This window comes from Sutterella sp. KLE1602, assembly GCF_001578585.1.
GTDB classification, from domain to species: Bacteria; Pseudomonadota; Gammaproteobacteria; order Burkholderiales; family Burkholderiaceae_F; genus Sutterella; species Sutterella wadsworthensis_A.
In genome coordinates this window covers 60,414-73,999 of record NZ_KQ968562.1, presented here as the reverse complement: position 1 = coordinate 73,999, position 13,586 = coordinate 60,414, and the positions used below count along the sequence as shown (strand labels likewise).

The 13,586-nt window shown below is 61.7% G+C and carries 14 protein-coding genes and 2 tRNA genes; 10 read left to right on the top strand and 6 right to left on the bottom strand.

The genetic code is table 11. The annotated features are described in order from the left end of the window. Positions 1-8 precede the first annotated feature (8 nt). From HMPREF3036_RS08575 to tolA, 5 genes are all read left to right on the top strand, one after another. The gene (locus HMPREF3036_RS08575; RefSeq protein WP_062333583.1) at positions 9-710 is read left to right on the top strand and encodes a hypothetical protein; all 702 of its coding nucleotides are present in this window, start codon (positions 9-11) and stop codon (positions 708-710) included. 122 nt (positions 711-832) lie between these two features. Continuing rightward, positions 833-1,252 carry a tol-pal system-associated acyl-CoA thioesterase gene (gene ybgC / locus HMPREF3036_RS08570; RefSeq protein WP_005436040.1) on the top strand — a complete coding sequence of 140 codons (420 nt, stop codon included), beginning with the start codon at positions 833-835 and terminating at the stop codon, positions 1,250-1,252. Positions 1,253-1,308: 56 nt separating this feature from the next. Then, positions 1,309-1,980 carry a protein TolQ gene (gene tolQ, locus HMPREF3036_RS08565; RefSeq protein ID WP_005436039.1) on the top strand — a complete coding sequence of 224 codons (672 nt, stop codon included), beginning with the start codon at positions 1,309-1,311 and terminating at the stop codon, positions 1,978-1,980. 3 nt (positions 1,981-1,983) lie between these two features. Then, complete coding sequence (locus tag HMPREF3036_RS08560; RefSeq protein WP_062333581.1) at positions 1,984-2,415, top strand: biopolymer transporter ExbD; 432 nt, start codon at positions 1,984-1,986, stop codon at positions 2,413-2,415. Between the two features lie 24 nt (positions 2,416-2,439). After that, on the top strand, positions 2,440-3,642 hold the full coding sequence (gene tolA, locus HMPREF3036_RS08555; protein ID WP_062333579.1) for a cell envelope integrity protein TolA: 1,203 nt from the start codon (positions 2,440-2,442) through the stop codon (positions 3,640-3,642). A 100-nt stretch (positions 3,643-3,742) separates the two neighbouring features. On the opposite strand, the gene HMPREF3036_RS08550 is transcribed toward tolA, so the two are convergent. The 6 genes from HMPREF3036_RS08550 to rplU all read right to left on the bottom strand — a co-directional run bounded on the left by HMPREF3036_RS08550 (position 3,743) and on the right by rplU (position 10,496). Continuing rightward, entirely contained in the window at positions 3,743-5,488 is a 1,746-nt protein-coding gene (locus HMPREF3036_RS08550) for a proline--tRNA ligase (RefSeq protein ID WP_005436036.1), read from the bottom strand. 156 nt (positions 5,489-5,644) lie between these two features. Beyond that, complete coding sequence (proB, locus tag HMPREF3036_RS08545; protein ID WP_005436035.1) at positions 5,645-6,772, bottom strand: glutamate 5-kinase; 1,128 nt, start codon at positions 6,770-6,772, stop codon at positions 5,645-5,647. A gap of 333 nt (positions 6,773-7,105) precedes the next feature. After that, entirely contained in the window at positions 7,106-8,419 is a 1,314-nt protein-coding gene (locus HMPREF3036_RS08540; protein WP_062333576.1) for an NCS2 family permease, read from the bottom strand. A 113-nt stretch (positions 8,420-8,532) separates the two neighbouring features. After that, positions 8,533-9,600 (bottom strand): GTPase ObgE, encoded by a 1,068-nt coding sequence (obgE, locus tag HMPREF3036_RS08535; RefSeq protein WP_062333573.1) that lies wholly within the window; start codon positions 9,598-9,600, stop codon positions 8,533-8,535. Between the two features lie 287 nt (positions 9,601-9,887). Next, positions 9,888-10,151, bottom strand: coding sequence for a 50S ribosomal protein L27 (gene rpmA, locus HMPREF3036_RS08530; RefSeq protein WP_005436025.1), 264 nt, complete (start codon positions 10,149-10,151; stop codon positions 9,888-9,890). Positions 10,152-10,184: 33 nt separating this feature from the next. Beyond that, the gene (rplU, locus tag HMPREF3036_RS08525; protein WP_005436024.1) at positions 10,185-10,496 is read right to left on the bottom strand and encodes a 50S ribosomal protein L21; all 312 of its coding nucleotides are present in this window, start codon (positions 10,494-10,496) and stop codon (positions 10,185-10,187) included. A 318-nt stretch (positions 10,497-10,814) separates the two neighbouring features. Here rplU and HMPREF3036_RS08520 point away from each other — a divergent pair, with 318 nt between their 5' ends. The 5 genes from HMPREF3036_RS08520 (at position 10,815) to zapD (ending at position 13,585) form a co-directional block, all read left to right on the top strand. Then, entirely contained in the window at positions 10,815-11,804 is a 990-nt protein-coding gene (locus tag HMPREF3036_RS08520; RefSeq protein ID WP_156469801.1) for a polyprenyl synthetase family protein, read from the top strand. Positions 11,805-11,818: 14 nt separating this feature from the next. Further along, a tRNA-Pro gene (locus HMPREF3036_RS08515) sits at positions 11,819-11,895 on the top strand. Between the two features lie 106 nt (positions 11,896-12,001). Next, positions 12,002-12,078, top strand: a tRNA-Pro gene (locus HMPREF3036_RS08510). A gap of 62 nt (positions 12,079-12,140) precedes the next feature. Beyond that, complete coding sequence (coaE, locus tag HMPREF3036_RS08505) at positions 12,141-12,743, top strand: dephospho-CoA kinase (protein WP_005436016.1); 603 nt, start codon at positions 12,141-12,143, stop codon at positions 12,741-12,743. Between the two features lie 71 nt (positions 12,744-12,814). After that, positions 12,815-13,585: a cell division protein ZapD gene (gene zapD, locus HMPREF3036_RS08500; RefSeq protein ID WP_005436015.1), complete on the top strand. Its 771-nt coding sequence runs from the start codon at positions 12,815-12,817 to the stop codon at positions 13,583-13,585. Position 13,586 lies beyond the last annotated feature (1 nt).

Sequence of the window (13,586 nt, the reverse complement as noted above, 5' to 3'; positions counted from 1 at the left end):
CCTCCGCCATGCCCTTTTCCCCGATTCTCTCCGTTCTCGTCTGCCTCACCTCAGCCGCCGTGTTCGCCGCCTGCGTGCTCTTCATCCGAAGCGCACGCCACCACGCCATCCTTCATGAGCTGCTCGCTCACCCGGCCCGTCAGGCGCTCGCCGTCTTTGCGGCCGCCACGCTCGGAGCAGCCCTTCTGAGCGCCATGCCCATCGATCGGGACGGCAGGACCGACACTCTGCTGCAGGCCACCATCGAGGCCACGGGTGCAGGTCTTCCCGAAATGAGCGCCAGCGCCCCCTTTGCCGTCGTCGACGACCACGGCAGGCAGCTCATGCACGCAGGCGAAAGGCTCTCCTCCGAGACGCCTCCGCTCATCCACATCATCAAGTACACGCTCGTCGCCCTGATCGCAGGCGGCGTCACGAGCTTTGCATCGATTCTCTTCACGGCCGCCATCATCGGCGCGCGCAAAGGCCAAAATCTCGCAACGGGCATCACAATGCTCTCGAGCTTCTACTGGCGTCCCGGGATGCTCACGGGGACCGCGCTCTGGATGATTCTCACGTGGCTCCTGCTGCTCTGGCCCGACTGGCACGTGCTGGGCACCACGGCTGCGGGCACGGACGTCATGGCGATGGTCGCTGGACTTCTTCCTTGGGGCACCTGCGCGGCCTTCTGGTACCTTGTCTTCGCCTACTGGCGCAACATCAGAGCCTAAGCGGACGCATAAGCATCCGTTTGCAAAATCGACCTCCGCTCGTCTCCCGAACACGCCGCGAGTCCCTATACTAGTTTCTTTCCGGTGCCTGACGGCACCCCGATGCACAACCAACACTCGTCATGAACCACATCAGATTTCCCGTCCGCGTCTACTGGGAGGACACTGATGCCGGCGGCATCGTCTACCATGCCAACTACCTGAAGTTCATGGAGCGCGCCCGCAGCGACATGCTTCGACGGATCGGCTTTGGTCAGAACGATCAGCGCGGCCGTGAGGACGGCGTTCTCTTCGTCGTCGCCTCACTCAACATCGCCTATCACCGCGCCGCGGTGCTTGACGACGACCTGGAGGTGATCACGAGCATTGAGAAGCTCGGGCGCGCCTCGCTCATCTTCGAGCAACGCATCGTGCGCGGCGACGAGCCCATCGCCACGGGCAAGGTTCGTGTCGGCGTCATCGGCGCAAGGAGCTTCGTTCCGACTCCCCTGCCCGACGACCTCTACGAAACGATCAAAGCCTTCATGGCAGAGGAAGCCTGAGCGCCCCTCGCCGAACACTCTTTCATTCAACGCCATTCAAAAAGCGGTTATCTAAAATGCAGCCCACTGCCGATTTGTCGATTCTGACCCTTGTCGCCAACGCCAGCCTCGTGGTGAAGTGCGTATTGGCCATTCTCGTCTTCCTCTCGCTCGCTAGCTGGACGGTCATCTTCCAGAAATACTTCACAATCTCCCGCGCCGCGCGACAGGTCGAGGAGTTTGAGGCCCGCTTCTGGAGCGGCACGGAGCTCAATCAGCTTCTTGAAACCGCCAAGCGCAATCACGACACCGCAGGCATCGAAGAGCGCATCTTCAGCGCGGGCATGACCGAATACCTCAAGCAGAGCCGTCAGGATCCGAACGCCCTCAACAGCGTCTCCCGCGCCATGCGTGCCGTCTACAATCGCGAGATGGACCATCTCGAGCGCAGCCTGCCCCTGCTCGCCTCGATCGGCTCCACCTCTCCCTACATCGGCCTCTTCGGCACGGTCTGGGGCATCATGAACGCCTTCACGGGCCTCTCCACCCTCGACAACGTGAGCCTCGCCGTCGTTGCTCCCGGCATCGCCGAAGCACTGGTCGCCACCGCCATCGGCCTCTTCGCCGCCATCCCTGCGGTCGCCGCCTACAACTACTACAACAACCGCGTCGGCCGCCTCACGGTCCGCCTCGAAGGCTTCAGCGAAGAGTTCCTCAACATTCTTCAGCGCCAGCACGCCCGGAGTTAAGCCATGTCCCTGCGTGGAAATACCAAGCGCCGCGGCATGATGGCCGAGATGAACGTCGTGCCGTACATCGACGTCATGCTCGTGCTCGTCGTGATCCTGATGGTCGCCGCGCCCTTCGTGAATCCGAGCGTCGTCAACCTGCCGTCGGTCAACAAGGCCTCCAAGGCCCCCGAGCAGGTGATCGAGGTCATCGTCTATCCCGACAGCCGCCTTTCGATCCGTCAGGGCAAGGACATGAAGCCCGTCGACATTCCCGGCCTCGTTGCCGCCGTCAAGACGGCTCAGGGCGAGAAAAGCAACATTCCCGTGGTGATTGCCGCCGACAAGGACGTCCGCTACGAGGACGTCGTCAATGTCCTCAAGCTCCTTCAGAGCGCCGACGTGCCCCGAGTCGGTCTCGCCCTTCGCATCGAGCGAAGCGCCGAAGCCCGCTAACCCATTACGCAACCCAATTTCGTCATGAACGACAGAGAGACCAACGACCGCTTCCGAAAAGAGGACCGCAGGGACATGGTGCCCGCCGCCGTCCTCTCGGGCTGCGTGCACGTCATCCTTTTCGTCGGACTCTTCTCCGTTTTCCAGTGGACGACCGATTCCGAAACCGTCTACGCGGAGCTCTGGGCTCCCGAGCCGGTCTCGGGCGGCAACGACCCCAAGGGCGTCGCCGTCAAGCCGCCCGAAGCGCCTGAACCCAAGCCCAACGAGATCGACGAGCAACGCGAGTCTCAGGAGGCTCAGGAAGCCGCCGAACGCGAGGCTGCCGCTCAGCAGGCCCGCATGCAGGAGGAGGCGGCGCAGCGTGAGGCACAGCGTCAGGAGGCGCTTGCCGCCGCCGAGCGTGAACGTGTCGAGGCCGAGAAGGCCGCCGAGGAGGCGCGTGAGGCTGAAGAGGCCCGCCGCGCGGAGGAAGCTCGCGTCGCAGCCGAGCGTGCCGAGGCCGAACGCATCGAGAAGGCCCGTCAGGACGCCATTGAGGCGGAGCGACGTGCCGAAGAGAAGCGCGCCCAGCAGGAAGCCGAGCGTCTTGCTCAGGAAAAGCTTGCTCAGGAGCGCAAGGCCGCAGAGGAAGCCAGACTTCAGGCTGAAGCCCGTCGTCAGGAAGAGGCTCGCCTCGCAGAGGAAAAGCGCCTGGCCGAAGCCAAGCGCGCTGAAGAGGCGCGAATTGCCGAAGAAAAGCGTCAGGCTGAAATCCAGCGTGTCGCCGCCGAGAAGAAGGCTGCGGAAGAGCGTCGTGAACGCGAGCGAATCCGCCAGGCCATCCGACAGCAGGAACTCGCACGACTCAACGCCAAGATCGATCCGGACAGCCAGCGTTCGGGCACGCCCTCGGGCGACAAGCGCAACCAGAGACAGAACCTCACGGGGTCGGCTCTGGCCAGCTACAACGCCCGCATCATCGCCTGCGTGCGTCCGAACATTTCGATCGACGTGCCCAGCTCCACCCGCCGCGGACAGTTCATCGCCGAATTCGTCGTCAGGCCGATGCCCAACGGCGAACTTGCCGGCGCTCCCGTCTACGCGAAGAAGTCAGGCTGGGATGCCTACGACTCGGCCGTACGCAACGCCATCCTGAAGTGCAAGCCCTTCCCCGTTCCGGAAAAGGGCTACAACATTCCGAAGGAAGTGCGCCTGCGCTTCGACCCCGTCGACGACAGGCACTGAGCGCCGTCATCGTCCGCACGCAAAAAGAGGAGGTCTCCGGACCTCCTCTTTTTTGTCATTCGTCTGGGTGCTCCGCAACGGAGCACCCGTGCAGTCAGGCTCAGCGCTTGATCTGCTTCGTCACGAACTCGACGGCTTCCTCCGTCTTCACCATCACCTTTTCGGCAAGGTTGCGACGGTTGGCGTATTCGACCTCGCCGTTCTTGAGGCCGCGGTCGCCGATGACGACGCGGTGCGGCACGCCGATGAGCTCCCAGTCGGCGAACATCACGCCGGGACGCATGTCGCGGTCGTCGAGGATGACGTCGACGCCCTGAGCCTTGAGCTCTTCATAGAGACGGTCGGCGGCTTCGCGCACGGCTTCGCTCTTCGAGTAGTTCATCGGGCAGATCACCACTTCGAACGGGGCGATGGAGTCCGGCCAGATGATGCCGCGCTCGTCGTGACTCTGCTCGATGGCAGCGCCGGCGAGACGGGTCACGCCGATGCCGTAGCAGCCCATCTCGAGAACCTTCGGCTGGCCGTTTTCATCGAGATAGGTGGCGTTGAGGGCTTCGGAGTACTTCGTGCCAAGGTAGAAGACGTGACCGACTTCAATGCCGCGCTGCAGGCGGAGCATGCCCTTGCCGTCGGGAGAGGCGTCGCCCTCGACGACGTTGCGCAGGTCGGCAACCTTGGGTTCGGGCAGGTCGCGGCCGAAGTTCACGCCGGTGTAGTGATAGCCCTCTTCATTGGCGCCGCAGCAGAAGTCGGACATGTTGGCGACGGTCAGGTCTGCATAGACGGCAACGTCTTCCTTGATGCCGACAGGGCCGAGATAGCCGGGCTTGGAACCGAAGTTCTCGAGGATCTCGGCGTCGGTCGCAAAGCGGAAGCCGTCCTTGAGCTCAGGCAGATGACCGGCCTTGACTTCGTTGAGGTCGTGGTCGGCACGGAGCAGGATGAGGACGATCTTGGCGGGAAGCGGATTGCCCTTTTCGTCAGTGCGGTCGGCGGCAAGCACGACGCTCTTGACGGACTTTTCAAAGGGAATGCCTAGGAATTCAGCCACGTCGTGGCACTTTTCCTTACCCGGGGTCGGACGCTTCACCATCTCTTCAGCAGCGGCGGCGCGAACGTCAATGAGCGAACGGGCCTCGGCCAGCTCGATGTTGGCGGCGTAGTCGCTGTCGGGGCAGTAGGCGATGACGTCTTCACCGGCATTGGCGATGACCTGGAACTCGTGGGAGCGGCTGCCGCCGATCGCGCCGGTGTCGGCGCGCACGGCGCGGAACATGAGGCCGAGGCGCGTGAAGATGCGCTGATAGGCCTGGTACATCTTGTCGTAGGAAACGGCGGCGCCCTCGGCGTCACGGTCGAAGGAGTAGGCATCCTTCATCGTGAACTCGCGGCCGCGCATGACGCCGAAGCGGGGGCGACGCTCGTCGCGGAACTTCGTCTGGATGTGGTAGAAGTTCACGGGAAGCTGACGCCAGCTCTTGATTTCCTGACGGGCGATGTCAGTGACGACTTCTTCGGAAGTCGGCTGAATCACAAAGTCGCGGTCATGACGGTCCTTGAAGCGGAGAAGTTCGGCACCGTACTTTTCCCAGCGGCCCGACTCCTGCCAGAGCTCGGCAGGCTGCACGAGCGGCATCAGGAGTTCGATCGCGCCCGCACGGTCCATTTCCTCGCGGATGATCTTCTCGATCTTGCGGATCGTGCGCAGGCCGACCGGCATGTAGGTGTAAACGCCGGCGGCAAGCTTCTTGATCATGCCGGCACGGATCATGTACTGCTGGCTGATCACATCAGCATCGGCAGGCGCTTCTTTCAGCGTGGAAAGGAAATAGGAACGGGCGCGCATTTTTTCTTAACGTGTGTCTGTTGAAAATAACGGCGGCTTCCGTCAGACGTCGGGAAGCCGCTTGAATAAAGGCAATCTGTTTATTTTAACCGCCAGCCCCTCTGAACGCTAACCCGAAAGGCGCGTTTTGAGGCCGCAGCGGCCATGCGGGCGAGGTCATTCGCCTGCGAGCACCACCATGTTGTCACGATGAATCATCTCGGGCTGTTCCATGTAGCCGAGGCGCTCCTCGATCTCCTCCGTGTGTGCGCGCAGAATACGGGACGCATCGTCGCTCGAATAGTTCACGAGACCGCGGGCGATTTCACATCCGTCCTCGGTGAGACACGAGACGACCTCGCCACGCACGAACTCGCCCTTGACGCCGATGACGCCCACGGGCAGGAGCGAGGTGTGCTTGGCAACGAGGGCCTTGGCCGCCCCTTCGTCAAGCACAAGGCTGCCGGAGGCGCGGAGATGGTCTGCAATCCACTGCTTGCGGGCATGCAGGACGGTGGAGGAGGGACGAAGATGGGTGCCGATGAGCTCGCCTCTGGCCAGACGGGTGAGCACGTCCGTCTCACGACCCGATGCGATGATCGTGCCCGCACCGGATCGAGCGGCGCGCTTGGCCGCGAGAATCTTCGTGATCATGCCGCCCTTGGAAAGGGAGCTGGCTGCACCGCCCGCCATCTTTTCAAGCACGGGATCGCCGGCAGTCGCGACGCTGACGAACATCGCCTCGGGATCCTTGCGCGGATCGGCCGTGTAAAGCCCCTGCTGGTCGGTGAGAATGACGAGCACGTCTGCTTCAACGAGGTTGGTCACGAGGGCGCCGAGCGTGTCGTTGTCGCCCACCTTGATTTCACTCGTCACAACGGTGTCGTTCTCGTTGATGACGGGCACGATGCCGAGTCTCAGGAGTTCCCTGATCGTCATTCGTGCATTGAGATACTGCTCGCGGTCCGTCAGATTCTGGTGCGTCAGAAGCACCTGGGCGGTGCCGATGCCATGATTGCGGAAATGCCGTTCATAGGCTTCGACCAAGCCCATCTGACCGACGGCCGCAGCCGCCTGCAGCTGGTGGACATGCGAAGGACGCTTTTCCCAGCCAAGGCGCAGGACTCCTTCAGCAATGGCGCCCGAACTCACGAGGATGACCTCGCGGCCCATCTTCTGCAGTTCCGCAATCTGGGTTGCCCAGCGTTCGATGGCCTGAATGTCGAGACCGCGACCGTCGTTGGTGACGAGCGCGCTGCCGACCTTGACGACGACCCGGTGCGCGTTCTTGAGAAGTGATTCCATGGATAAAGCCTTTGGAAAGGATTGAACGGGATCTTTGAGCATAGCGCAAAGCAAGAAATTCTGCCGTGTCCTCTCCTTCACCGCCCCCTCCCGCCCGTTGCATCCAACCTCATGCAGACCGCTCCTTTCGAGTCCGAACATCCGAGTTCGAGCGAACGGAATCCTCGCCTGCGGCAAGGGAACTTGAGGGGATTCTTGCCATGAGTATGCAGAGAGGCCCGTGAATTAAGCAATTCACGGGCCTCTCCCATCCTCATGCCGAAGGGCGTCCGTCAGGACCGGATCGCATCTGGCAAAGGCGTGGATTTGTCCCAAGGGGACGACTGATCGGGATCAGGTTCTCATGATGAAGTTCGCTACAAAGCAGGCGGAGATCAGGTACATGAAGGGCGTGACCTCGCGCCAGCGACCCATCAGCACGTGGATGACCGTGTAGCTCACAAAGCCGAAGCCGAAGCCCGTGGCGATGTTGAACGTGAAGGGCATCGTCATGATGGTCAGGAAGGCGGGAATCGCGATTTCAAGCCTTTCGAAGCGGATGTGCACGACCTCCTGCATCATGAGAGCACCCACGATGATGAGGATCGGAGCGGTCGCATATGCGGGCACGACGCCCACAAGCGGAATGAAGAAGAGCGCAAGCACGAAGCAGCCGGCCGTCGTGACGGCGGTCAGGCCCGTACGGCCGCCCGCAGCGACGCCCGAAGCGCTTTCGAGGTAGGAGGTGGCGGTCGTCGTGCCCATGCAGGCGGAGAACATCGTGCCGATGGAGTCGGTGATGAACGCCTTGTCGAGGTTGCGGATCTCACCATCGGGCCTCATGAAGCCGCACTTGCGGGCCAGACCGATCAGCACGCCCATGTTGTCGAAGAGGTCGACCATCGTCAGCGTGAAGATGATGCTGAGAAGGCCATGGGAAAGCGCGCCCTGAAGGTCCATCTGCATGAAGACGGCGGAGATGTCGGGAAGCGTGAGGCTCACCCAGGCGCCCTTCGGAAGCTCCGTCACGCCAAGAATGATGCCGAGCGTCGTCGTCGCAAGAATGCCGATGAGCATGGCGGCCCTGAAACCCTTCACCATCAGCGCAGCCGTGAGGAAGAAGCAGAAGACGGAGAGCTGAACCTCGGGCTGAGTCACGTTGCCGAGCGCCACGAAGGTACTCGGGTCGGCAATGACCAGACCGGCGCTCTTCATACCGATGAGCGCAATGAAGGCACCGATGCCCACCACGATGGAGAGCTTGAGGTCGATCGGAACGGCGTTCACGATGAACTGGCGGATGCGCGTCACCGTGAGCAGGAAGAAGACGAGGCCGGAAATGAACACCGCACCAAGACCCGCCTGCCAGGTGAAGCCGGCGGGACCGCAGACATAGTAGGCGAAGAACGCCGTAATGCCGAGGCCGGGGGCCACGCCCACGGGGTATCGGGCCCACAGGCCCATCAACAGGGTCACCGCGACCGTGACGAGAATCACGCTGCTCGTGGCCGCATCGCGGGGAATGCCGCCGTCGGCGAGCATGGAGGGAATGACGAATATGAGATAGCTCATCGCCATGAAGGTGGTGACGCCGGCAGAGACTTCCTGAGAAACCGAAGTGCCGTTCTCCTTGAGGCTGAAGAGACGTTCAACGACTGATGCTTGCATGATGTTCGATCAGTGAATTGAGAGGAAACCGCCCGCCGTATCCGGCCTGCGGGAAAAACAAAGAGACCCGGCCCGCAGCAGCGGACGAGTCTCTTCCGGAAATGAGCCGTTTCTTAGTGTTCGGCAGGATCGAAGCGGGTGTCGTCGGCGAACGCGACCTCTTCGCGGCGATCGTCATCGATGCGCTGTGCGAGAGCCTTCACAAGCTCTTCGCAGCCCTGACGGGTCGCAGCGGAGATGACGAAGATGGGTTCGCCGTTGGCGGCCAGCTCGGAACGGTAGCGCTCGATGAGGGCGTCGCGGTCAGCCTCCTCGACGAGGTCGATCTTGTTGAGCACGATCCAGCGGGGCTTTGCGGCGAGCGCCGGATCATACTTTTCAAGCTCCAGCACCAGAGCCTTGGCTTCCTGAACGGGATCCGTCTCCTCATTGAAGGGAGCGGCGTCGATCATGTGAAGCAGAATCTTCGTGCGGGAAAGATGACGGAGGAACAGATGACCGAGACCTGCGCCTTCGGCAGCACCTTCGATGAGGCCGGGCACGTCGGCGAGCACGAAGCTCTGCTCGGGACCGACACGAACCACGCCGAGATGCGGATGGAGCGTCGTGAACGGATAGTCGGCGATCTTGGGACGGGCGTTGGAGACGGCCGTAATGAAGGTCGACTTGCCTGCGTTGGGCATGCCGAGAAGACCGACGTCGGCGAGCACCTGAAGCTCAAGCTCGAGCGAACGGTACTGACCGGGTTCGCCCGGAGTCGCCTGCTTGGGCGCACGATTGATCGAGCTCTTGAAGTGAAGGTTGCCGAGACCGCCCTTGCCGCCCGCAGCGAGCAGCTGGCGAGCGCCGTGAACGTTCAGGTCGGCAATCACCTCGCCGGTATCCGTGTCGCGCACAAGAGTGCCCACGGGCATGCGCAGAACGATGTCGTCGCCGCCTGCGCCATAGCAGTCCGCGCCGCGGCCGTTCTCGCCGTTGGGAGCGAAGAACTTGCGCGTGTAGCGATAGTCCACGAGGGTATTGATGTTGCGGTCGGCAACCGCGTAGACGGAGCCGCCTCGGCCGCCATCACCGCCGTCGGGACCACCCTTCGGAATGAACTTTTCGCGGCGGAAGCTTGCCGCACCGTTGCCGCCCTTGCCGCCCTGGACTTCAATTTTTGCTTCATCAACAAACTTCACGAGTACACCTTCTGAAGTTGAGTCTCTGCGAACACTCCCTGTTGCGCAGAGGATATTTTGACAACAGAACCAATGGAAGAGGTTCCTGCAGTTTCGGAATGCCGTGCTTTCGCATTCGCACTTGCGCGAGTGCCACAATAGCAGATCGGCAGGTTCGAATGCGCATGCGAAGGCGCGTTTCTGGATATTTACGCAGCCGATGCTTCAGACAACAAGAAAGCCCAGCCGGAGGATCCGCACTGGGCTTTTCTTCTGTCGTCCGCGTCCCTGAGGACGCCTGCCCTCAATTAGGCAGCGATGGGTTCAACCTTCACGTACTGACGGTTGAAAGCACCCTTGACTTCGAACTTCACGACGCCGTCAACGAGGGCGTAGAGCGTGTGGTCCTTGCCCATGCCGACGTTGTTGCCGGCGTGGAACTTCGTGCCACGCTGACGAATGATGATGCCGCCGGCGTTGACAGCAGCGTCACCGAAAACCTTCACGCCAAGACGCTTGGCCTTGGAGTCACGACCGTTGCGGGTAGAGCCGCCACCTTTCTTGTGTGCCATTTTAGTACTTCTCTATAAAAAGTCGGTTGCAAATTAAGCCGCGATCGCTTCGATCTTGAGCTCGGTGTAGTTCTGACGATGGCCGGCAGACTTCATGGAGTGCTTGCGGCGGCGGAACTTGAAGATGCGGACCTTTTCGCCACGGCCGTGGGAAAGGACGGTCGCGGTGACCGTAGCGCCTTCGATCGTCGGATTGCCGACCTTGAGGCCTTCTTCGCCGCTGACGGCGAGAACTTCGGTGAGGGTCACCTGAGCGCCGGCTTCAACAGCAAGGGTTTCAACCTTGAGCTTGTCGCCGACGGAAACGCGGTACTGCTTACCGCCAGTCTTGATAATAGCGTACATGTAATAAACCTCGCCCGTTCCGCTTCGCCGGCCGCCTGATGCGGCCGGATTCTGCAGAACCTTTTTGTAATCGCGTGAGCGCGCTTGAGGAGACATTCCCCAAATGACGCCAACTCACGTTTGGTTGCGTGGAAAGCTCGTGATTATTGCATGCTCCTTCCATTCAGTCAAGCAAAAGCAGCGATTTTCTTCTCGCCCCTGCGGGAACGGGGGCTGAAGGCCGCTTCCGGCCGATCTTCCGCCTTCTTCGGAAGGCTTTCCGCTTGGCTATACTTCCAGAATCAGCACTCAACTGCTTTTTCAAGACAGATGTCCGATATGCAAAACCAACAGGATCCCAAGGCCCTCATCAAGAAGGTTCTCGCCCCCATCGCCGAAGACATGGCCGCCGTCGATGCGGTCATTCGCAGCGAACTGGCCAGCGACGTGCCCCGCATGAAGGAAATCAGCGAATACATCACGAGTGCGGGCGGCAAGCGCATGCGCCCCGCCCTTCTGATGCTCATCTGCCGTGCGCTCGGCTACGAGGGCACGCTGCACCAGTATCTCGGCGCCACGATCGAGCTTCTGCATACGGCAACCCTGATGCACGACGACGTCGTGGATGAAAGCGACATGCGCCGCGGCCGCCCGACGGCCAACAGCCGCTGGGGCAACGGCGCGGCCGTGCTCGTGGGCGACTTCCTCTACACCCGCTCCTTCCAGATGATGGTGAAGGCTGGAAACCTGCGCGTCATGGAGGCTCTTTCCGACGCCGCCAACCGCCTGAGCGAAGGCGAAGTGGTGCAGATGGTCAATGCACACGACCCCAGCGTGGACGAAACCCGCTACTTCCGCGTCATTGAGCGCAAGACCGCCTGCCTTTTCGAAGCGGGCGCACGCATGGCCGCCGCCATTGCGGACTGCGGTCCTGAAAAGGAAGAGGCCGTCGCCGAATATGCGCTCGCCCTCGGCAACGCCTTCCAGATCGCCGACGACGTGCTCGACTACCGCGGCAACGCCGTCGACACGGGCAAGAACCTCGGTGCCGACCTGCGCGAGGGCAAGGTGACCCTGCCCATCATCTACGCCCGCGAATCCTGCACGCCCGAGGAGCGCGCCATGATCGACGAAGCCATCCGCCTCGGCGACGGCGACTTCCCGACGATCGCCGCCATCGTGCTGAAGTCCGATGCGCTTGAGAAGTGCCGCCTGCGCGCCGAGAAGGAGCTCGACAGGGGGCGCGTAGCGCTTGAAAATCTCGCCCCTTCCATTTTCAGGGATTCTCTGCTAGAATTGCTCGCCTTCACGGTTCAGCGTGATCGTTGATTTGTGAGGAAAGTCGGGGTGTAGCTCAGCCTGGTAGAGTACTACGTTCGGGACGTAGGAGTCGGAGGTTCGAATCCTCTCACCCCGACCACTTCATTCGGAAGAAGCCGAAAAATTTTCGGAGTGGTCTTTACTTTTGGGAATTTTTCTGGCATACTGCTCTTCCTCGACAGTTGGAATACGCTGTCAAGACAATTCGGGGTGTAGCTCAGCCTGGTAGAGTACTACGTTCGGGACGTAGGAGTCGGAGGTTCGAATCCTCTCACCCCGACCAGGTTTCCACAGAAAGGCACTGTCTTCGGACGGTGCCTTTTTGCTTTTCGGCGAGATCATCCCATGTCACTCATCATCGGACTCACCGGCGGCATCGGCGCGGGAAAAAGCACCGCATCCGCACACCTTCGCGCATCGGGCCTCCCCGTCGTCGACGCGGACGCCATCTCCCGCGCGCTCACAGGCCCGGGTGCAGCAGGCTCGCTCGCCGTCGCGGAAGCCTTCGGTCCGGAATTTCTCACCCCCGAGGGCGCCATGGACAGGCGCCGCATGCGTGAACTTGCCTTTCGGGACGCAGGCGCACTCAAGCGCCTCGAGGCCTGCCTCCATCCCCTCATCGGCGCTGCCGTTACACGCGAGTTCGAGTCCCTCTCTGCGTCTCCAATCGTCATCTACGACTGCCCGCTTCTCTGGCGCGACGACTTCCGCCATCCTGCCGTCAGCCGCGTTCTGGTCATCGACGCCTCGGACGACGTTCGTCTCTCGCGCATCGTCTCCCGTCCCGGACTCACCGAGGAGACCGCCCGCCTGATGATGAAGGCTCAGCCTCCGCGAAGCCGGATTCTGCAGTGCGCCGACGACCTCATCGTCAACGAGGACGACGAAGCGGCGCTCCGCAAGCGCCTTGACGCGCTCAGCCGCATCTGGATGGCAATTACCCGATGAACGAGGACCGCAGTCCGAAGGGCTGTGGTATTTTTAGGGTCAGCGTCCACCTTCTTGGAGCGTAAGCAGACATGTCCACGGCCGAGCATCTTCTCTACGAATTCCCCTGCAATGAGAAAATCCGCACGTATCTCCGGTTGGAGGCGCTCTTCCAGCGCTTCGACTGGTTTTGCGAGCAGACGAGCGCCATTGCGCATCAGGCCGGCATATCCGCCCTCTTCGACCTGCTTGACGCCACCGCCCGCTCGGACCTGCGCCACGAACTCATTCAGGAGCTCGAACGCCAGCGCCAGCGCCTCATTGCCAAGAACGCCTCGGCGGATCCCGACATGGCCGCTCATCTCGCCGAGATCGGCGCAGCCATTCAGGCCGTTTCGGATTCTGTCGGACGCACGACGCAGAGCGTGCGTGAAAACCAATGGTTGCAGATCATCCGCACGCGCCAGAGCATTGCAGGCGGCACCTGCGAATTCGACCTGCCGCAGATGCACCTCTGGATGAACACGGCTCCCGAAATCCGTCGCAGGGAGCTGCAGAGCTACGTGAGCACGCTGGAACCCATCCGCACGGGCACGATGCTCCTTCTGCGCATCTTCCGCGCCAACTCGCACTGCCAGAGCCTTACAGCCGTCAACGGCACGTACCAGTTCTCGATGAACCGCAATCAGAACTGCGCCCTCGTCCAGATCTGGCTTCCCGCCGACAGCACGGTTGTTCCCGAGGTGAGCGCCAACAAGTACATGCTCTGGATCCGCTTCTCGCGCCCTGACGAAAACCACAAGCTGCATCTGGCCCGCACGGAGGAGATTCCGTTCCGTCTCGGGCTCTGCACGCCTTCCTGAC

What these genes read in the sequence shown, in the direction of transcription:
- tolA (WP_062333579.1), top strand. Translation starts at nt 2,440, where the DNA reads ATGAACGACAGAGAGACCAACGACCGCTTCCGAAAAGAGGACCGCAGG.
- ybgC (WP_005436040.1), top strand. Translation starts at nt 833, where the DNA reads ATGAACCACATCAGATTTCCCGTCCGCGTCTACTGGGAGGACACTGAT.
- HMPREF3036_RS08560 (WP_062333581.1), top strand. Translation starts at nt 1,984, where the DNA reads ATGTCCCTGCGTGGAAATACCAAGCGCCGCGGCATGATGGCCGAGATG.
- HMPREF3036_RS08540 (WP_062333576.1), bottom strand. Translation starts at nt 8,419, where the DNA reads ATGCAAGCATCAGTCGTTGAACGTCTCTTCAGCCTCAAGGAGAACGGC.
- proB (WP_005436035.1), bottom strand. Translation starts at nt 6,772, where the DNA reads ATGGAATCACTTCTCAAGAACGCGCACCGGGTCGTCGTCAAGGTCGGC.
- HMPREF3036_RS08550 (WP_005436036.1), bottom strand. Translation starts at nt 5,488, where the DNA reads ATGCGCGCCCGTTCCTATTTCCTTTCCACGCTGAAAGAAGCGCCTGCC.
- tolQ (WP_005436039.1), top strand. Translation starts at nt 1,309, where the DNA reads ATGCAGCCCACTGCCGATTTGTCGATTCTGACCCTTGTCGCCAACGCC.
- zapD (WP_005436015.1), top strand. Translation starts at nt 12,815, where the DNA reads ATGTCCACGGCCGAGCATCTTCTCTACGAATTCCCCTGCAATGAGAAA.
- rpmA (WP_005436025.1), bottom strand. Translation starts at nt 10,151, where the DNA reads ATGGCACACAAGAAAGGTGGCGGCTCTACCCGCAACGGTCGTGACTCC.
- coaE (WP_005436016.1), top strand. Translation starts at nt 12,141, where the DNA reads ATGTCACTCATCATCGGACTCACCGGCGGCATCGGCGCGGGAAAAAGC.
- HMPREF3036_RS08575 (WP_062333583.1), top strand. Translation starts at nt 9, where the DNA reads ATGCCCTTTTCCCCGATTCTCTCCGTTCTCGTCTGCCTCACCTCAGCC.
- rplU (WP_005436024.1), bottom strand. Translation starts at nt 10,496, where the DNA reads ATGTACGCTATTATCAAGACTGGCGGTAAGCAGTACCGCGTTTCCGTC.
- HMPREF3036_RS08520 (WP_156469801.1), top strand. Translation starts at nt 10,815, where the DNA reads ATGCAAAACCAACAGGATCCCAAGGCCCTCATCAAGAAGGTTCTCGCC.